This is a genomic window from Lyngbya confervoides BDU141951 (genome assembly GCF_000817775.3).
Classification (GTDB): domain Bacteria; phylum Cyanobacteriota; class Cyanobacteriia; order Thermosynechococcales; family Thermosynechococcaceae; genus Lyngbya; species Lyngbya confervoides.
The window spans coordinates 15,889-34,993 of record NZ_JTHE03000041.1; the positions used below are offsets into that span (position 1 = coordinate 15,889).

Consider the following 19,105-nt stretch of genomic DNA (forward strand, 5'->3'; position numbering starts at 1 on the left):
TTAGTCCTTTAATTTTGGGTGTGAACATTCGTAAATGAATGAGCCCGTGATCTTGTTTGGCCGTTATCGTCAAGGTTCTGGAATCTTTTGCATGAGATACATTGGACCTTGACGGGCAAAGCGGTTTTGTGGGAATCGTCTGAATGGAGTAAGGGGTTTGAGCTGGATGCGTCAATGGCTGCCACAGTGGGGGCGCCCTCAGGGACCTCAAGGGGAATCGAGGGAAGAATCGCTGCCGGTCTATGGCCAGGACCTGGAAAATCCAGATGCTTTGATTAATCGAGCGAACAAACGCGCGGTTAAGGGAGATATTGATGGGGCGATCGCCGATTTCGATGCCGCAATCCAAAGAAACCCGACTAAAGCCACTGCATTTTACAACCGCGGATATTTGCACAATATTGCTGGACATTCGGCTCTGGCGATTGCGGACTGTTCTGAAGCCATTGCCCTGCTGTCCAACTATGACGAGGCCTTTTATCAGCGCGCAATTGCAAAACTAGCCCTGAATGATTTGCAGGGGGCCATCGCCGACCTCAGTGAAACCCTGCGAATTAATCCGTTTTCGATTAAGGCCTACTACAAACGGGCAGAATGTTACGCGCAGCTAGGGGATCTTCAGGGGGCCGTCGCCGACTATACCCAAGCGATTCTGCGCGTGCCCAAGGATGCCAATGCCTACATCCAGCGGGGGCTGTTTTTGACTCAGCTTGGACAGTACGGCCCGGCGGTTGAAGACTTTACCCTAGCCCTGACCTACAATCCCAAGCAGGCCGAGGCCTATTATAATCGCGGCTACTGTTATGCCGAACTGGGAGAAGAGCAAAAGGCGACCGATGACTTTAATCAGGCCATGCTGTATGACCCTAGTCAGCAGGTTGCCAGCTATAACCGCGCCTATGCGCTAGGCATCCTGAGGCCTGGAGCGGTAGAGGAGGCCTCCCTAGAGTCCACCCAGGCAAGTGCGCCGACTCCGCCTGCGGTCTTGGGGCAGCAAACCAGGCTACCGGCAGTTGATCTACACATGCCAGGTCGTCGTGATCTTAGCGCCTCGGACATCAAGCAGGATCCCTCTCCTGCCGAAGTTTTTCTTAGGGAAGATATTCTTGATGATGCGCAATTGTCCCTGGAGACCGGCGCAGTTCTCCGATTCGAAGCAGAGGATCCCCCGCTAGCGCAGCGTTTTGACACCTTATTTGCCCGCGCCGCGCGCCGCGCTCAGGTGGGGGATTGGACCGGAGCGCTGCAGGATTACTCCTTAATTTTGGAGGCTGATCCCGAAAACACGCGGGCCTACTGTCAGCGATCGCAAGTTTTCCAGTCCCTGGGTGATGAGATGGCAGCGGCAACCGATCTGGAGTCTGCGATTTACTGGGCTAAGGCAAAATCTCTAGATCAGGTGAAGGATTATGCGGGTGCGCTAGCTGAGACCATTGCCCATTTAAGACAGAGTTTGCAGCCCATCTTAAGCCCGACCCTAGAACGCCACAACAATGATGGTGCCAATCGATCCATTGAAAATTCCATCTTAAAATACTCCCAGATCATCCATCGGAATCCTCTAGATGTTGAGGCCTACTTTGAGCGGGCAAAAAGCCGCGCCTTGCTAGGAGATTTAGAGGGAGCGATCGCAGATTACACGCGCACCATCAATTTAGACGCCAATCATCGCGACGCCTTTTATAAGCGGGGAATGCTGCTTTCAGCTCTGGGAGATCAAGAAGGAGCAACGCGGGATTTGGATCAAGCCATTCGCCGCAAACCCCTGTTACCTCCGGCCAAAGGACAGGCTGCTCCGCCTTCGGATCCAGAATCTAGGGTCGCTGATGCCCCCGATGAAATACGGATACGGCCCCCTCAAGAGTCGACCCAGGAGTCGACCCAGGACTTGTTGAGCGATCCCCCGATCTGGGAGGAGTCATCTCAAGATCGACCCGACGATTCGATCAATGGCAGAGCCGGTCTGGGAGCGGCGGTTCCTGCTGTTGCCGAAGAACCGCTGAGAACTGAAGAACTGCTGGAGGACGAAGAACCACTGGAGGATGAAGAACCACTGAATTTAGCCCCCCCACCGGAACTTGAGACCGCCTCAGTCGAGGTGCAGGGCAACTTACCCCCAGGGTTTGTCTCCGGTCGGCTGAGTGACTTAATGCTAGAACCGTGTAACCATGAGGGAAATGACCCCAACCATCGTTTCTGCATTCATTGTGGTCAACCCATTCATCTGGATCAGCCAGAGGAAGCATGCTGAGCGTTATCTTATACACCAAATCTGGATGTCATCTGTGTGAAGGTCTTCAGGAAAAGTTGTCTCAAGTGACGGCCTTTCCCTTTGTGCTGGAACTGCGGGATATTCAAGATTGTGCAGACTGGTGGCAACGCTATCAGTATGAGGTGCCCGTCCTTTACCTGAGGAAGTCCCAAGCGGCCCCAGAATATCCTGTGCCTCGTCCGTCCCCCCGGATGTCCGTGGATCAGCTTACCCGCCATCTCCAAAAGGTGATTGATCAGCTGCCGCACTCTGGAGCAGGAACTCCGTGATCTTGGCCTTGCGAGGGTCAAGGTTGGGTGGTTTCCGGGAAGTGCAGCAAGGCCTGGTCCACCTGTCGATACAAAGCCTCAAGGGTGCCGTTATTGTCCAGCACGACATCGGCTCGGTTTATTTTTTCTCTTAAGGGCCACTGACTATGGATGCGCTCCTGGGCTTGCTCATAGCTCAAGGCATTGCGCTCCATCAGGCGGCGGATCTGCAGAACTCGATCACAACTGACCACCCAAATTTCCGTGACTAGATCCACCATGTCGGCTTCAAACAGCAGCGGAATGACCATGACCAGGATCGGCGGTAGGCCCTGCGGATGCGGCTGGGGAGTTGGGTTTGGGTAGGATAAAAAGTTCTGCCTGGCCTGGGTGAGGCGATCGCGCACGAAGGGATGAATCAGGGCTTCTAACCAGCGACGTTCCGGCGCTTGAGAAAAAATGATTTGAGCCAGTCGAGGACGATTGAGGGTGCCATCGGGGGCCAAAATTGCAGATCCAAAATGCTGGGTGAGTGGGCGAAATAATGGGGAGGTAGGCGCTGTGGCTGCGCGGGCCAAGTGATCTGCATCGAGAATTGTCATGGAGTAATGCTGATCTAGGTAGCCGGACACAGTGGATTTGCCAGTGGCAATGCCGCCTGTGAGGCCAATAATTCTTTTCATGGAATTGGAGGGGGGAGGGAGCAGTGGGTGACGCTAATTGAGTCAAATCGGCGGCCTCGTGTCAAGATCAATGGGGTTCCGTCCTGCCGGTGAGAGCAATGGGGGGCACGACTGTCACCCGGAGGAGTGGACGATTGGGAAAAGAAGCACGATTTGTTCCATGCCTTTGTCTGCTCCTAACGGAGCGCTATTCTAGCGAACAGGATCCATTAGGATAGAAAAACTAATCGACTTTGAGCTGCGAAATAAAAAAAGATGTTGTCGTCTTAGCTCCAAGACCTATTGGTTCCAGCTGTTTTTACTGAGTTGACATCTATGTCGGGTAATCCTTTCCAAAGGTTCTTTCCCTCAAGCTTTGTAAATCCTGTTTTCGCGGTTTCTACCCAGTCCGCGCATCGACAGGTGATGTTAGGGAGTCAAGTTTTACTGGCCTTCCAACAAATCGCAGAACTCGATCAGCAAACGGGTCCAGTGGAGCAGTTTCTCCAGTCTGTCGTCAACCAGTTAAGTCAGACCATTCAGTTTCCGCTGGTGGCTGTGGAGCTTTATCAGGCAAACACTCAAACCCTAACGGTGGCGGCGAGTACGGCTCGCACCGAACGTTATTGCCAGCCCCTATCCCTCAGACCTGCTGATTTAGAATCGGGTCTAGAACCAGACTTGACGCTCTCTCAAAAAGCGATCGAGACCGGTCTGGCTCAGGTATTCTCTGCTGCCGCTGATCCTGGGTTAGAGCCTAAGGCTTGCTTTCCCTTCCAACCGGAAGATGGAACAGGGGTGCAGACGCTGATTAAGGTGCCTCTGCCGGGAGCCGCTACGACGGTGGGGGTCCTATCTCTAGCCTCGCCTCTTCCGTTGCCGGAGGCCCATCAGATCGCCATCTGGGCGACAACCCTGGCTCACTATCTTGGTAGCCTGGTGTGGCGTCGCCAGCAAATGGGACAGCAACAGCGCTACCTAGAGCGCCTGGAAATCCTGGGTTCTTCTTTAAAAGGGTTTTCCTATGACTGGAATCTCATCTCTGGAGAGGTGGAGCGGATTCCGCCCCTCGCTGCGGTCTTCGGCGGGTTGGAGGATCACCGGGAACAAGCGGCGGCGACGGCCTTTGAAGAAGTTGAGGATTGGCTTCGTTTCGTTCACCCTCAAGATCGTGAGCGGGTGACGACATTTTTTGAAGGTATTTGGAAACAGACCGATCTGTTTGAGCTGGACTATCGGGTGGTGGATGATCAAGATCGGACCTTGGCCGTGTCAGAACAAGGTCGGGTGCTTCGGAGCGATCGCGGCGATCCCGTTCGCGTGATTGGCTGGGTGATTCCTGCGGAGACGCATCTTGCGCCCCCCGCTCCAGATCCTGGAATTGCTGAGGATTCCTCCACCCCTTGGGAGGTTTTGGAAAACATTAAAACCGTGATTTTCAATACCGATCTAGATGGACGCTGGGTTTATTTAAATCCTGCTTGGGAGGCGCTGACAGGCTACAGCATTGAGGAAAGCATTGGCACTCCCCTCATTGACTTAGTGGTGCCGGAGGATCGCCAGCGCACCCTTGATGCCTTCCAGGCTTTACTAGAGGGGCAAATGGATTTTTACTCCCAGGAAATGCAGCTGATGACGAAATCGGGTGAGGCGCGCTGGCTGTCGATGGAGGTGCAGGCCACCCTTTCAAATCAGGGAAAGTTAATCGGCACCTATGGAAGCTTTCACGATATTTCAACCCACAAAAATATTGAGGCGCAGCTGCGTCAGAACGCCCTCTACGATAGCCTAACGGGTTTACCGAATCGGGTTTTATTTTTAGAGAGACTGCGGCATACCTATCGCGCCTATCGCCGCAATCATGACCACCTGTTTGCGGTACTGTTTGTCGATATTGATTCTTTTAAGGAAATTAACGATACGCTAGGGCATCTGGTGGGCGATCGGATCTTAGAGGGCGTGGCTAAACGATTGGCCGACTGTCTGCGTCCGGGAGATACCATAGCCCGCTTGGGAGGGGATGAATTTACGATCCTATTGCCACAAATCAATCTCCGCGAAGACGTGACAATCATTGCCGATCGCCTATTAGAGGCGCTACGTCCCCCCTTTGAAGTAGCCGATCATCCCAGCGTTTCCGCATCGGCAACGATTGGCATCGCCCTTTGTTGTCATCCCTACGAACAGCCAGAGGATTTACTGCGCAATGCGGATATTGCCCTGTATCAGGCGAAGGAGGCAGGGAAGGCGCGTTACGTTCTATTTCAACCCAGCATGCATCCCGGTTCAGTGGCTGCATTCCAGCTAGAGGCCAACCTGCGCCAGGCCCTTGAAACCCACGCCTTCACGCTATATTTCCAGCCTGTGTTTGATTTAAGTTCTGAGGGACTCGTGGGTTTTGAAGCGCTGCTGCGCTGGCACCATCCCAACCATGGGTTGCTACTCCCCCAGGATTTTTTGGAGATTGCCCAGGAATGCGGCTTAATTTTGCCCATGGGCTGGCAGGTGCTAGAGCAAGCCTGTGCGCAGCTCCAGACTTGGCAACAGCGCTATCAGCCGCGACCACCGCTATCGATGGGGATTAACTTGAATCCCCAGCAACTGCTGTCGCCTGATTTGGTGCCTAGATTGCGGCACGTGCTGGATCAATACGCCATAGAGCCTTTGCAGCTGAAGCTAGAACTGTCAGGGGTCCTCGAGTCGATGAGCGTGGAGGACCTGCATCGACGTCTGCAGCGGCTCAAGGAGCTTGGGGTCACGATTTGTTTGGACCGCGTCAGTGGCCTGGATCTCTCGACAACTGATAACGAGATGCTGGCTGCCGTGGTTGATGAGGTGAAGCTTGATCCGGCTTTGATTCTCTGTATGGAAAGTGAAGCCAGTCTAGAAAAAGTTCGCACCCTTGTGGTTGCGGCCCGCAGACTCAACTGTCAAGTTGGCTGTGCAGGCATTGAAGATGGCCCCAAGCTGGCGCAACTGCGGGCCTTTAAATGCGATCAAGGTCAGGGGTGGTTTTTTGCCAAACCCTGTTCCGCAGCAGAGATAGAAACCCATTGGGAAAGCCATAACATTCACCGTGACGAGTTCAGTTCTTCCCTCAATGCACCTGCAATTATCCTCAACTCTGAGACTCAGCAATCGCAGCTTTCTCTGTTTGGTCGACAGTCTTGGACCATTGGGCGCAGCACGGATAGCGCCATTGTCTTACCGGATCGATGGGTGTCTCGCTACCATGCAGAACTGCAGTGCATGAGCAATGGTGATGTTTACTTTGTGGATTTGGGCAGCGGGAACGGATCCTTTGTCAATGAGCAGCGGGTGACCATGCCGGTATTACTCAAGGGGGGCGATCGCCTTATGGTTGGCCAGACTCACCTAGAGTTTTTTATGCCTTCCAACGTTTCTGCCATTGATGAAACCCCCTCTGGGGGGCTACCTTCCCCGAAGACGGTTTTAATGATGCAGTCTTCCAAGCTGCAGGGTGAGGTCTGGCGCGAAGCACTCACATCCCAGGGCCTATCCTTAATCTGGCTGCAGCCTAACGTTGACCTGGTACAGCTTCTAGAGCAGCGGACGAAGACCCACCAGCCTCTTCCAGATCTGTTACTCCTGGATATGACGGTCATTAAACCCAATCCCTACAGCTTTTGCCGTTGGTGTGGTCAGGAATATCAAGATCTACAAATTATTTTAACCAGTGGTTCCCGTACCCATGTCCCGGCCTCGGAACGACAGTGGGCCATCAATCAAGGGGCCAAGGATTTACTCTCAGCATTTCCAGAGCACAATATTTTTGGCAACATGGTGGACGTGGTCACCAAGGTGCGTATTGTTCTATCAACTCTAGGGATGGAGCCCTCGGAACAGACCTCCCTGTCAGAGGTACTGATGTCTATCCGAACCTCGATTAACCGAGCAACCCTTCATTGAAACCCTTCATTGAGTTCGCCCCCTTGAGTTCGCCCCGCTTCGTTCCCTTGGTTCCGTCCCCACAATTGATCCCCTATCCCCTTAATTAGGTCCCGGGTGAGTAGTTAGGTCCCGGGTGAGGTTTCGGGTGAGGCTTCTGGTGTATCCCCTGGGGTATTTGGCCTGGGAGCATCCGGTGGGGGCTGCGTGGCTTCTGGAGGAATGACCTCTTCGCTGGGAATGCTTTCCTGATCCATGGGTTCAGGCTTCTTGATTTCTGGCGTAGGGAGGATAAAGGCGATCCCCGCCACAGCTGCCAGGCTGACCACCCCCAGTCCAAAGGCGATCACCTGCTGTCCCAGGCCTTGCCCAGCCCCCACCTCTTTGCGAGAAAGCGGGCGGAGCCTCAGGGAAAACTCCGGTAAGGTTTGGGTATCCTCCATGAGCTGATCTAGCGCCTCTAGGAGATCAAACAGCTGCACAGCACTGAGTTCCAGCTTTAAATCCTGGAGGGGTTCCTCGGGCGAATGCAGGAGCCTACGGGGAATTTGCAGTAAAAAGGTGTCCTGACCCACCGGTTCTAGGCGTAACTCTTCCTTAACAGGGCTGTTAGACTTCCGATCAACTCCGCTGAGAATGGCTTGAGCCTGGGCATGAACTTGCTGTGCCAGGGCGTTCAGGAGATCGCGATCGCCCTCAATCACGGTGGATTCGTTGGCAAAGTGGCATTCAAAGTGGGTCAGGGTTGTCAGCGGGGGGCGACTTGAGGGGTCGCTGTCGGTATTAAACCCCTCCAGCATCAGGACGCAGTTTGGCAAGCTGTACTGTCGTTGAATCGTGATCATAACGCCCTAGGCCACCTCTCCATCGAACAGACTGGTCCAAAGACGCTGCATTCCCGCGGTTCCAGTGCAGAATAGCGCCTTTTGCAGCAGCGAGAGGGCGAGTTGATTGAGGTCCTCTGCTGAACCGTAGAGCGCCACTGCACTCCGGTTAGGATTCATGCGACTGCGAAAGTGTCCTCGAAAGCGCTCCAGATATTGGGACAGCTGAAAGTGGTGGTCGGGGGTTAAATTTTCAGCCTGGAGCTGAGCATTGGCAATCAGCAACTGCCGAATTTGCGCGGTTTGACGACGAGATAGATAGCAAATGAGCGCCACCAGTGCTTGAGCTTCCACCAGTGAAAGAGGACGTCGCTTGCTGAACCGACGCAGCGGATTCGAGTTACGAATTCGCCACAGAGCCACCCGATTCTTGATAAGAGTGGTGAGCTGTAGTTCACGAATGCCGCCTTTGAGATGCTCTGCCGCGTCTAAATCCAGGGATTCTAAGGCTATCAGGAGAAAATCAAGGTTTATTCGGCTCCTTCTTGGGCAGACTTCCCCCGGAATCTCCAGTTTTGGTAGATCTTCCAAAATATAAGGGATCGGTTGTTCTGGATTTATCGTGGCTTGCATGGGTAATTGAAGGCGATCTCTGAAGAGGCGTTACTGATTATATTGCCCGAGTTCCATCTTTGATCGGGCGAGGCAGGACGTCTACTCCTCCCTCTATTGTCTACCCTACCGGTGGATTGCAGCAGGAAGCGGTGGGAACCGATCTTCTGGTGTAGGATTTTGGTCGTACTTTCAATCATGTCACGCATGGATCTCAAGGCACTCATCCGCGAAATTCCTGATTTTCCAAAGCCCGGTATCTTATTTCGGGATATTACAACGCTCCTGCAAAGTCCAGAGGGTCTTAGCTTTGTCATTGAGCAGCTAGTTCATCGATTTGACGGTCAGGGAATCGACTATGTTGCGGGGATTGAATCTCGGGGGTTTTTATTTGGAACTCCCTTGGCCTGTCGCTTAAGCGCTGGGTTTGTGCCCGTGCGCAAACCTGGCAAACTACCGGCTGAGGTTCATTCCATGAGTTATGACCTAGAATACGGCACAGATGCTTTAGAAATTCACCAAGATGCCCTCCGGCCGCAGAGTCGCGTGCTGATTGTGGATGATCTTCTGGCCACGGGAGGAACGGCACAAGCGGCGGCAAAGCTGGTCCAAAAAACTCAGGCTCAGCTGGTGGGGTTTGCCTTCATTATTGAGCTGGAGGATTTGGGGGGACGGCAAAAGCTGGACAGCCATCCAGTGATGTCTCTGATTCAATATTGAGGTGCGCTATGATGCTCTCACGCAGAGCGATTGACCCCTATGCTCAGCTGGTAGAAGGCTCCGCTTTGGCCGCTGCAAAGCCAGGCTAGGGCACAGTTTTCCTCGCTCTTGCATTGCACCGGTATAGTGTCTAGTCCTTTTGCCATGGTCGTCCCTCAGCCTCAATCCGTTCAGCAGCCCTGGTTTATGAAGCTGGGGCGATCGCTGATGCGATTTCTCTCTAGTGATGCCTTTGCCTACACGGTCAAACGTCTCCTTCAGGGCATTTTGACGCTATTTCTGGTCTCGGTGTTAAGCTTTGCCATTATTCAGCTAACGCCGGGAAACTACTTAGACACCTTAAAAAATAACCCGCAAATTTCGCCGGAGCGCATTGAGGAATTAACAAGGCAGTTTGGCCTAGATCAACCGGCCCAGGTTCAATATTGGCTGTGGCTGAAGCAAATTTTGCGCTGGCCTCCAAATTTTGGCGAAAGTTTTGCCTACCAGCGTCCGGTCTTTGACCTCATCTTGGAGCGAGTGGCGGCAACCTTACTGCTGGCGATTGCCTCAATCCTCGTAACCTGGAGCATTGCCATTCCCCTAGGCATCGTGAGCGCAGTTAATCAGAATCGCTGGAGCGATCGCTCCTTGCAGGTTTTTAGCTATGTCGGTCAGGGATTTCCCAGCTTCATCACAGCGCTGCTGTTTCTGTTTCTGGCGCAGAGTACCCCCCTGTTTCCTGTGGGCAATATGACCAGTATTGACCATGCGGATTTTTCCACCCTGGGAAAGGTTTTGGATGTCGGTTGGCATATGATTTTGCCCACCCTAGCGCTCAGCGTCACCAGCTACGCAGGACTACAGCGGATTATGCGGGGAAATCTGCTAGACGTGCTGCGCCAGAACTACATTCAAACGGCGCGAGCAAAGGGACTGCCGGAAAATCGGGTGATCTATGTGCACGCCCTACGCAACGCTGTGAATCCCCTGATCACCTTGCTGGGATTTGAATTGGCAAGTTTGCTCAGCGGCGCTTTTATTGCTGAAGTGTTTTTTAATTGGCCCGGACTGGGGCGATTAACCCTCCAGGCTGTGTTGTTAAAAGATCAGAATCTGGTCATGGCGAGCTTAATGATGGGGGCAGCCATGTTAGTGCTGGGCAATCTTATCGCTGATTTGTTGCTCCAGGTGGTTGATCCCAGAGTGAGCGCGGGGGACCACAGCTAACCTTTGGCGGGCTTCGCCCAGTCAGGAAAAGACCTTGCTTGGCATCATGGCTGGTCGACGGCCAGAAATTTCAGCAAGATAGACCCAATGGCTTATCAGGTGCTTTCCGGTGCTGACCTTTTATCATGTAATGCAGTCCAAGAAAGACGGGCAGTATCTTTACGCCTGCCCCGATCCCCACACTGCAGTGAAATATCTACTGGTCTTTTCTGAACAGGCGGAGGCGTTGGGATATGTCAACACCCATGCCCCGGAAGTGAGCGATCGCTTTGCTGTGCACAGCCTGTCGTCCCCTCAACTCCAGGCTGTGATGGCGCGATGGGAATTTCAAGGGATTGGGTGGGTTCAGGACTACCTCACCCCGCGCATCCAATTTATGCATCAGCCCTTGAGGGGAGAGCCCACTCCATAAAAAAGGCGCATGGGCGCGCACTCATTCCTCTGCCTCTGGAGTCGGAGCTGGATCTGGGGCAGAATCTGGAGCCGGATCCGGGGCCGGATCTGCAGAGGGGCTAGGCGTGGGCGACGCCTCTGGGGAGGTCGGAGTAGGGCTAGGAGTCGGTGAAACCTCTGGACTTTGGGCCGGGTCCGGATCCGGACTGGGATCCGGACTGGGTTCTGGCGAGGGGGGCAGGGGATCGGGATCCGGCGCGGAAACCGGGGGGGCCGGAATATCTGCAACCTGCTGGAGCTGAAGGTTGCGATCCTGGAGGCACCGTCTCAGGGCAAACTCATTTTGAATTACGTCAAGGTGTGCCCAGCCTACTTCCCCGGAGGCAAGTTGTAATTCAATCCATCCCCCAGGCGTTTCTTTTCGGCCAATGGTGAGGGCTTCCCCTTGCGCCGATCGCAGGAGATTTTGATTTCCCAGTCGGGACGTGGGCGTACTGCGGATGTTGCCGCGCACAATGGCAACACAGGTTTTTGGGGTGACGGCGGCAGGCGTCCGGTCGCGCTTGACCAAAGACATCGAGTCCGGGTTGAGCAGCAGATAAATTGCACCGCCCACCCCAGGAATCACCAAGGCCAGGGTAAGGCCGACCAGCCAGGGGTAGACCGACGGCGGGCGCCGGGCGGGCGCCGCTGAGTGTGGGGGACGGCCTTGAGGCGAGGGGGATTGCACCGGGGGAGGCATGGTGGACGAAGAGTCCCAAGAGGCAGGACTGACTGCAAGTGTGGGACCCGTGGGCTGAGAGGCAGCCATGGGCTCTGCCCTGGGGGCTGGAGGCATAGGTCCAGGATTCGGGGGAGCCGCCCTCTTGGAACTCAGCTGATTGAGATCGCGTAGAACCTCGGTGGCGCTTTGATAGCGAGCTTGGAAATGGTAGCGTACCATTTGATTCAGGATTTGCGCCAATTCAGGACTCACCGTTGCGAACTGCTGCCATTCTACTTCCCCCGTATGAGGGTTATCGGGCAGTCCATAGGCAGGATGGCCGGTCAGCGCGTGGATCCCCAGCATTCCCAGGGCATAGATATCACTGTTGGGTCGAGGTTTTCCCTGGGCCTGTTCGGGGGGCATATATCCCTGGGTGCCGATGGACGTTCCGGTGCGGATGGCACCACCGGGAAAGAAATGGCCCTGCTCAAGCTGCTTGATAGCGCCAAAATCAATTAGGACCAGGCGACCATCGCTGCGACGGCGAATTAAATTCTCGGGCTTGATGTCTCGATGGATGACACCCTCGCTGTGCACGTAGGTCAGCACCTGCAGCACATCTTGTAAAAGCTTGACGACCTTGGCCTCTGGCCACTGCTGAGTTATTCCTAGCTCCTCACTGAGCGCCTGCCCCTCAATGTAGTCCTCAACCAGATAGAATTCCCCTTGCTCGGCAAAGTACGCCAGCAGTCGGGGAATTTGGTCGTGATGCCCCAGGCGGGCCAGAGTAGCGGCTTCTCGTTGAAATAACTCCTGGGCGAGCTGAAGATCCTTCGGATCCTGGCTGGTGCAGTGCAGTTGCTTGACAACACACTGGGGATATCCAGGAATTCTGAGGTCTCGAGCCAGGTAGGTTTTGCCAAAGCCGCCTTTGCCCAGGGCTTGAATTAGTTCATAGCGGCCGTCAAGTCGTTGTTCCATGCTGCTTACGATATGCCGATCCAGCCGGTTTAGACGGTCTAGATCTCCAGGGAGGGCGATCAAATCGCATCCTATCTTACTCTCGCCCTGGACTCGCGGCTGTGATCACCGGTTTGAGACCAGGGGAACTGGCGTCTCAGCGCCAGCCGCTGATCTCCGCAAGGGGCTAGCCAATTGCCGTTGATCCCCACGGTCCTGGCACGTCCTGAAGTCGTCCTGGTCCAACAGCTTGGAGCGCTTCTTTGAAGTTGAGGTTATGGGTGTAGAGCGCTCGTCCTACGATGGCACCGGATACCCCCTCCATCTCTAAACTCAGCAGGCTCAGTAAATCGGTGATGGAGCTGATGCCTCCAGAGGCGATTACCGGAATGCTAAGGGCTGTGGCCATCTCTCGCAGTGCAGGAAGATTCGGGCCGCTGAGCGTTCCGTCTCGCTGAATATCGGTGTAAATAATGGCACTCACGCCGCAGCCTTCCATCCTCTGGGCCAGGCTCAGCGCATCGGTGCTTGAGGTTTCCAGCCAACCCCGAGTGGCCACTTTGCCATGACGGGCATCGATGCCGACTAGAATCTGTCCCGGAAATTCTTGACAGAGCGATCGCACCAGGTCTGGGTTTTCGAGGGCAACCGTTCCCAGGATTGCGCGCTGCACCCCAAGGGCTAAAAGCGCCGCAACGCGATCGCGACTGCGTAGTCCCCCCCCGACTTGAATGGGAATCGATAGAGCCTCAGCAATTTGGGCAATGATCCCTAAATTAGTGGGCTCCCCCGTCTTCGCACCGTCGAGATCCACCAAATGCAGCCAGGGGGCCCCCATCTGTTGCCAGTGCTGCGCCATGGCCACGGGATCCTCTGAAAAAACCTCAGACTGCTGATAGTCTCCCTGATAGAGACGGACACATTTTCCCTCAAGGAGGTCAATGGCTGGGATTACATCCATGGGAACGTTTGATCTTGAGTCGGTGTCACTCACTATACAATTCTTGGGCATCCTGGAGGGAATTAACGCCCCTGCAGATTCGGTGTACTTGGATGGGCTTGGACGAGCTAGGCCCAGGATCTGCGGCACCCTCTGTAGCGATCTAAGAAATGCACTAAGCTGAAGGCTGTGCGTTCCCTATTTTCAACCGCTGCTAGAGGCGTGTGGATTGTCGCAAAGGCAGCAGCCCCTAATCATTGGAGTATTGATATGGCAAACCATGGGAACTTTCGAAAAACTGGCCGCACCAGCCGAAAGGCAGCTTGGGTGGCACTTCTGGGGATTTTCCTGGGCTGGAGTGCGCCCGCGATGGCCGCAGAAACCATTGTGATGAAATATGGCCCCATTCGTCGATCGCTGCCGATTCAGGATCTACGCACCCTGGCCGACACCGGCAAGCCGTCCCGGCAGCTCAATACCTATCTCAGACTTGCCAAGCAGTCCCCTGAAAGTCTTCGAGCAAAATTGACCGACCCCATGAACGTAAATGTGCTCACCCTGGACTCTGGGTTAAATAGCATTCCGGGAAATCTCATCCTTGACGAAGCGGGAAAATATATCTCCCCCCCCCAAGAACAGGGGCGACGAGAAGCCTTACGCTCAGCTTTAGTGCTATCGGCTGCCGGAGATAACCAGGTGACCCTCGTGGAGATCCTGGAAAACTACCCAACCCCAGTGGTTGAGGTTGAAGTGGATCGTGCCGTGGCCACCTATCGTCAAATTGATGGGGTACTCAACCGTCAACGGGCGATCTCCCCCCTGTTTGACCTGCTACAAAGGGGAGTCCGCTCGTTTCTGAAGTAGGTCGGGATCTGGGCACGACGCGGAACATCAGGATGCTCAGGGGGGCTGGCAACCGCCCTGAAGATCAAACGCAAAGCCTGTCCCATTGTTGAATCATGTAGAACGGACGATGATGATTGCAGATAAAGTCCCCTTGATCCTGCACCTTTTGAAGGGAGGTCGCAGGGTTATGTACGGTGTGTTGGCTAGCTGCGGGTTTGCAGGAGTGGTCACCCATGGCAGCGATCGCTACCTGGAACTTCTCAGCTCTTGGGTAGCAGGAGGGCAGGCAGCCGAACCCCTACCTTGGCTGAGCGCCTGGTGGATACTGGGGACCACCCTCCTGAGCATGGGGCTGGTCATTTTTGCCCTTTGGTTAGGACCTCAAACTTGGCAGGTGTTTCGCACCGGAGAATATCCGGTTCCCAGCTCTCGGGATTTGTATGCTAACCTCAGAGTATCGGGATGGCGCGCTCAGGTGAAAGCCGGTGCCGGGCTGATTCTAGTGGTCGCTGCAATCATCAGCGTAGCGGGGCTTGGCCTTCAGGTCTGGGAATTTGTGAAGGTTTGAGGTTTAAAGCATTAATCCCGCTAAATTCTATAACCAAGGCACGTTCAAAAGAGATTGTCAAAGTTGAACCAATCGCAACGCTTAATATTTTTTTAAGGTTGGTTCAAAATGCTATTATTTTACCCAATTGAAAGCCTAGAGGAACGTCGGTAATTATGACACCCCCTTCAGTGTCCCCGGTTGTCCTAGCAATTTTGGACGGGTGGGGCTATCGGGATGATACCCGCTGTAATGCGATTGCCGCGGCCCAAACCCCTGTCATTAGCAGTCTCTGGGACACCTATCCTCGAACCCTCATCAACACATCGGGGAAAGCGGTGGGCCTTCCAGAGGGTCAGATGGGTAACTCTGAGGTCGGCCATTTAAACATCGGGGCCGGACGAGTAGTTCCCCAGGAACTGGTGCGAATTTCTGATGCGGTCGAAGATGGATCGATTTTAGAAAACTCTGCGCTTGTTCAGGTCTGTCAGCAAGTGGCACAACGCGGAACCAAGCTGCACCTGGTTGGTTTGTGCTCCCAGGGTGGCGTTCATTCCCACGTCAGTCACCTGTTCGGGTTACTGGAGTTAGCCAAGGCTCAAGGCCTGCAAGATGTCTGTATCCACGCCATATTAGATGGGCGGGACACGCCTCCCCGCGCTGCCAAAGAAGAAATTCAGCGCTTGATCGCAGAGCTGTCCCACCTTGGAATTGGGCGATTGGTGACCCTGAGCGGACGCTACTACGCCATGGATCGAGATCAGCGCTGGGATCGCACGGCTCAAGCGTACCGAGTCATGACTGATGAGGCAGAGATGCAGGCGCAGTCAGCAATTGACGTGATTCAAACAGCCTACGATCAAGATTTAACCGATGAGTTTCTGACCCCCACGCGCATCGGATCTGGGAGTATTGAAGCGGGGGATGGGGTGGTGTTTTTTAATTTCCGCCCTGATCGGGCTCGGCAGCTCACCCAAGCCTTTGTTGACCCAGAATTCTCTGGATTTGAGCGATCGCTCCTGAAGAACCTAGCCTTTGTTACCTTCACGCAGTATGGTCCCCAACTGCCGGTTCAAGTGGCCTTCGAGCCCCAAAGCTTTAAAAATATCCTGGCGGATGTCATTGCTCAGCAGGGGCTGAAGCAGTTCCGAATCGCGGAAACTGAGAAATATGCCCATGTGACCTACTTTTTTAACGGCGGCATCGAGGAGCCTTTTCCTGGAGAAGATCGGCACTTGGTGCCCAGTCCGCTGGTGTCAACCTACGACAAAGCCCCGGCAATGTCTGCCCAACAGGTGACGGAAGACGCCATTGCGGCCATTGAGCGCCAAGAGTATGCCCTTGTGGTGATTAACTATGCCAACACCGACATGGTTGGGCATACCGGAGATATGTCCGCCACTGTGGAAGCCGTAGAAGCCGTAGATACTTGCTTGGGATCGCTGGTGGCGGCCGTGGGTAAGGTGGGCGGCACCTTGCTTATTACTGCGGATCACGGCAATGCTGAGGTGATGTGTGACGAGCAAGGCAATGCCTGGACCGCTCATACCACTAATCCGGTGCCGTTCATTGTCTTAGAGGGGGAAAAGCGGAAAATCCCCGGATTCGGCACGGATTTAAACCTCAGCCAAGATGGTTGTCTGGCGGATATTGCGCCCACAATTTTGCACATTTTACAAATCCAGCAACCTCCTGAGATGACCGGTCATTCCCTGATTGTGGGAAGCGACGTCGAGAGTCGGACCAATCGCACCCCCGTTCGCATTGGTCTGTGACGCCTCGGAATAGAAGCTGAATGCTTCTGTTCTGACGCGCTAATCACTATTGTTTTTTTCAGTTTTTCCTATCGGATTCTTTATGCTAGTTCAAATTCTTCAGGGTATCTGGGTGTTTTCAGCGGTTGGGCTGGTGATTCTAATTTTGCTCCACAGTCCCAAGGGGGATGGGCTGAGCCTGAGCGGCCAAGCCCAACTCTTTACGAGTACAAAAAGTGCGGAGGCGACGCTTAATCGGGCTACTTGGACCCTGGCAGTCCTCTTTATGGGCATAACCGTGATTTTAAGTTCCGAAAAGATTTTGACGCTGTTGACCTAATCCAGGCTGCAGTCTAGCTCTTGCTGATTTGCGCTACGCAGAATTAGATCAGCCAGGGGGCACCTGAGTGGGTTAGGGAGAAGCAGCGCCTCAAGCGGAAAGGTTTCGCTATCGAGAAGAAAGGAAGCATGGGAGCGGTGGGAGGAACCCTCAGACGTCTAATTAAACTTGGCTCCGATGTCCGGTTCCGTTTTGTGGCGATGGTCAGTTTAGTGGCTCTCCTCTGCACTGGGCTGGGTTCGCCTGTCCTGCACGAGGAGGGGCGGCCATCTGTCGCCATCGCCCAAGCGGCCCCAGGGACTTTGGATCCGAAGCCTCATCCTCTGCCAGCAATCCTGCAGACCTGGTCACCAACCCAGACCTCAGAGGATTATTTTGACCAGATTTCACAGCTGTCCGTAGGATACTTGGTGTGGGGCGATCGCCCAGTTTCTGTGTATGTTGCCCCTTCGCAGTTTCAAGATGCTCAACGCAGTCAGCTTTGGCAACAGGGCGTGAATGAAGCCATCGGGGAATGGCAGAAATACTTCCCACTGCAGCAAACCCAAACCCCCAACGCCGATATTGTCATTGAACAGGTTAAGCCCAATCGGACCAGTCAAGGCCGAGTGCGATCGGGGCAAGCGATCCCGGCGGCCTACTGCGATGGGGATCGCCTAGCGCATCGTTTTCAGGTGCAGATTAGCCCTACCCAGGCCAGTCAGTATATTCGGGCTGCCACCCGCCATGAACTTGGCCATGCCCTGGGAATTTGGGGCCATAGTCCAAACCCGGAGGATGTGCTGTACGCCGCTCAGGTGCGTCAGCCGCCACCTATTTCGGATCGCGATATCAATACCTTAAAGCGGATCTACCAGCAGCCGACCCTCTTGGGCTGGCCGGCTCCAGGCTACTGTCCCAACTCGTGACCTTGCCAAAATCTGATGGGTACGACCGTCAACGGTTGAGTTGCTTCTGGAAGGTGAGCTAATGAATTTATATAAAACCCTGTTGCGACCGATGATTTTTTCTGGCTTCAGGGCTGATCCAGAAACGGTGCAGCGTCAGCTGATGGGGCTTTGTGCCCAAGGCGATCGCGCCTATGCAAACCCCTGGGTCCAGTGGAGCCTGGATCGCTTGGGCCGGCAGTTGGGGGTGCAAGATCCTCGCCTGAGTCAAGATCTGTGGCACCTCTCCTTTCCCAATCCAGTGGGACTGGCGGCAGGCTTTGATAAGGATGGAGTGGCCAGTAATATCTGGCCCCATCTTGGCTTCGGGTTTACCGAGGTGGGGACGGTAACTCACCAGGCCCAGCCGGGTAATCCTCGCCCCCGACTATTTCGCCTGCCCGAGGATTTAGCGGCCATTAATCGGATGGGATTTAATAACCAGGGAGCGGCGGTGATGGCCCAGACTTTAAAGGAAGCGCGATCGCGTCGCCGCACTAGAACGCCCTTGGGAATTAACCTCGGCAAATCAAAGGTCACGCCCTTAGATCGGGCGGATCAAGACTATGTGCAGAGCTTTCGGCTGCTCCAGTCCCTTGGAGACTATTTTGTAATTAACGTCAGTTCGCCGAATACTCCCGGTCTGCGGTCTTTACAGGCAGTGGAGCAGTTGGCCCCAATCATTGGGGCTATCATGACAGAAAATACCTCTAAAAAGCCTATTTTGCTGAAAATATCCCCCGATTTGGCCCTTGAAGATCTACGGGCGGTGGTGGATCTTGCCCAGGCGCAGGCCTTGGCCGGCATTATTGCCACCAACACCACCATTCAGCGTTCAGGTCTCAAGACACAGCGTATTCCGGCTACCGGGCAGGCCCCCCAGGAGGAAGCGGGTGGCTTGAGCGGGATGCCCGTGCGCGATCGCGCTACGGCAATGATTCGCCTGATCTGGCAGCAAACCCAGGGAACTCTGCCCGTTATTGGGGTGGGAGGAATCTTTACGGCGGAGGATGCCTGGGCCAAGATTACGGCGGGAGCTTCCCTGGTGCAGGTATATACAGGATGGCTCTACGAAGGACCCACCCTGGTCCGGCAGATTCTTGAAGGCCTGATTCAAAAGCTGGACGAATATCAGATTGACTCCCTTCAAGATGCGGTGGGTCTGGATCATCAATAGCAGCTTTCGTCACAGTTTCAGCTAAAAAAATTCTTAGAATATAGACACCCCAACTGATTC

17 protein-coding genes are annotated in these 19,105 nt (G+C 54.4%); 12 read left to right on the forward strand and 5 right to left on the reverse strand.

Going from position 1 to position 19,105, the window contains the following annotated elements:
• The first annotated feature begins 166 nt into the window (after nucleotides 1-166).
• Nucleotides 167-2,251: a tetratricopeptide repeat protein gene (locus tag QQ91_RS06485; protein WP_236096107.1), complete on the forward strand. Its 2,085-nt coding sequence runs from the start codon at nucleotides 167-169 to the stop codon at nucleotides 2,249-2,251.
• Entirely contained in the window at nucleotides 2,245-2,541 is a 297-nt protein-coding gene (locus QQ91_RS06490) for a glutaredoxin family protein (RefSeq protein WP_166281250.1), read from the forward strand. The genes QQ91_RS06485 and QQ91_RS06490 overlap by 7 nt, the downstream gene beginning before the upstream one ends.
• Before the next feature lie 17 nt (nucleotides 2,542-2,558).
• Here QQ91_RS06490 and coaE read toward each other — a convergent pair whose 3' ends face one another.
• Nucleotides 2,559-3,203, reverse strand: a complete 645-nt coding sequence (gene coaE / locus QQ91_RS06495; protein ID WP_166281251.1) for a dephospho-CoA kinase — start codon at nucleotides 3,201-3,203, stop codon at nucleotides 2,559-2,561.
• A gap of 315 nt (nucleotides 3,204-3,518) precedes the next feature.
• On the opposite strand from coaE, the gene QQ91_RS21620 reads away from it, so the two are divergent.
• Nucleotides 3,519-7,112, forward strand: coding sequence for an EAL domain-containing protein (locus QQ91_RS21620; protein ID WP_166281253.1), 3,594 nt, complete (start codon nucleotides 3,519-3,521; stop codon nucleotides 7,110-7,112).
• A gap of 104 nt (nucleotides 7,113-7,216) precedes the next feature.
• On the opposite strand, the gene QQ91_RS06515 is transcribed toward QQ91_RS21620, so the two are convergent.
• Together QQ91_RS06515 and QQ91_RS06520 are read right to left on the reverse strand one after the other, a co-directional pair.
• Entirely contained in the window at nucleotides 7,217-7,936 is a 720-nt protein-coding gene (locus QQ91_RS06515) for a DUF4335 domain-containing protein (RefSeq protein WP_166281255.1), read from the reverse strand.
• Between the two features lie 6 nt (nucleotides 7,937-7,942).
• Nucleotides 7,943-8,548 (reverse strand): DUF3038 domain-containing protein, encoded by a 606-nt coding sequence (locus QQ91_RS06520; protein WP_166281257.1) that lies wholly within the window; start codon nucleotides 8,546-8,548, stop codon nucleotides 7,943-7,945.
• Between the two features lie 186 nt (nucleotides 8,549-8,734).
• On the opposite strand from QQ91_RS06520, the gene QQ91_RS06525 reads away from it, so the two are divergent.
• The 3 genes from QQ91_RS06525 to QQ91_RS06535 all read left to right on the forward strand — a co-directional run bounded on the left by QQ91_RS06525 (nucleotide 8,735) and on the right by QQ91_RS06535 (nucleotide 10,868).
• A complete protein-coding gene (locus tag QQ91_RS06525) occupies nucleotides 8,735-9,247 on the forward strand; it encodes an adenine phosphoribosyltransferase (protein ID WP_166281299.1) in 513 nt (170 codons plus the stop codon).
• 186 nt (nucleotides 9,248-9,433) lie between these two features.
• Nucleotides 9,434-10,456, forward strand: a complete 1,023-nt coding sequence (locus tag QQ91_RS06530; protein WP_166281301.1) for an ABC transporter permease — start codon at nucleotides 9,434-9,436, stop codon at nucleotides 10,454-10,456.
• Nucleotides 10,457-10,586: 130 nt separating this feature from the next.
• Complete coding sequence (locus QQ91_RS06535; RefSeq protein WP_166281303.1) at nucleotides 10,587-10,868, forward strand: hypothetical protein; 282 nt, start codon at nucleotides 10,587-10,589, stop codon at nucleotides 10,866-10,868.
• A gap of 21 nt (nucleotides 10,869-10,889) precedes the next feature.
• Here the strand turns inward: QQ91_RS06535 and QQ91_RS21625 are convergent, their stop codons facing one another.
• Both QQ91_RS21625 and hisA read right to left on the reverse strand, forming a co-directional pair.
• Nucleotides 10,890-12,536: a protein kinase domain-containing protein gene (locus QQ91_RS21625; RefSeq protein WP_166281259.1), complete on the reverse strand. Its 1,647-nt coding sequence runs from the start codon at nucleotides 12,534-12,536 to the stop codon at nucleotides 10,890-10,892.
• Between the two features lie 166 nt (nucleotides 12,537-12,702).
• Nucleotides 12,703-13,476 carry a 1-(5-phosphoribosyl)-5-[(5-phosphoribosylamino)methylideneamino]imidazole-4-carboxamide isomerase gene (gene hisA / locus QQ91_RS06550; RefSeq protein ID WP_166281261.1) on the reverse strand — a complete coding sequence of 258 codons (774 nt, stop codon included), beginning with the start codon at nucleotides 13,474-13,476 and terminating at the stop codon, nucleotides 12,703-12,705.
• A 249-nt stretch (nucleotides 13,477-13,725) separates the two neighbouring features.
• Here hisA and QQ91_RS06555 point away from each other — a divergent pair, with 249 nt between their 5' ends.
• From QQ91_RS06555 to QQ91_RS06580, 6 genes are all read left to right on the forward strand, one after another.
• Complete coding sequence (locus QQ91_RS06555; protein ID WP_166281263.1) at nucleotides 13,726-14,319, forward strand: alpha/beta hydrolase; 594 nt, start codon at nucleotides 13,726-13,728, stop codon at nucleotides 14,317-14,319.
• 109 nt (nucleotides 14,320-14,428) lie between these two features.
• A complete protein-coding gene (locus tag QQ91_RS06560) occupies nucleotides 14,429-14,869 on the forward strand; it encodes a hypothetical protein (RefSeq protein ID WP_250833275.1) in 441 nt (146 codons plus the stop codon).
• A gap of 155 nt (nucleotides 14,870-15,024) precedes the next feature.
• Nucleotides 15,025-16,623, forward strand: a complete 1,599-nt coding sequence (gene gpmI, locus QQ91_RS06565) for a 2,3-bisphosphoglycerate-independent phosphoglycerate mutase (RefSeq protein WP_166281267.1) — start codon at nucleotides 15,025-15,027, stop codon at nucleotides 16,621-16,623.
• A gap of 82 nt (nucleotides 16,624-16,705) precedes the next feature.
• Nucleotides 16,706-16,942, forward strand: a complete 237-nt coding sequence (secG, locus tag QQ91_RS06570) for a preprotein translocase subunit SecG (protein WP_166281269.1) — start codon at nucleotides 16,706-16,708, stop codon at nucleotides 16,940-16,942.
• Nucleotides 16,943-17,142: 200 nt separating this feature from the next.
• Complete coding sequence (locus QQ91_RS06575; protein ID WP_201277367.1) at nucleotides 17,143-17,850, forward strand: matrixin family metalloprotease; 708 nt, start codon at nucleotides 17,143-17,145, stop codon at nucleotides 17,848-17,850.
• 61 nt (nucleotides 17,851-17,911) lie between these two features.
• On the forward strand, nucleotides 17,912-19,045 hold the full coding sequence (locus QQ91_RS06580; protein WP_166281273.1) for a quinone-dependent dihydroorotate dehydrogenase: 1,134 nt from the start codon (nucleotides 17,912-17,914) through the stop codon (nucleotides 19,043-19,045).
• Nucleotides 19,046-19,105: the final 60 nt, after the last annotated feature.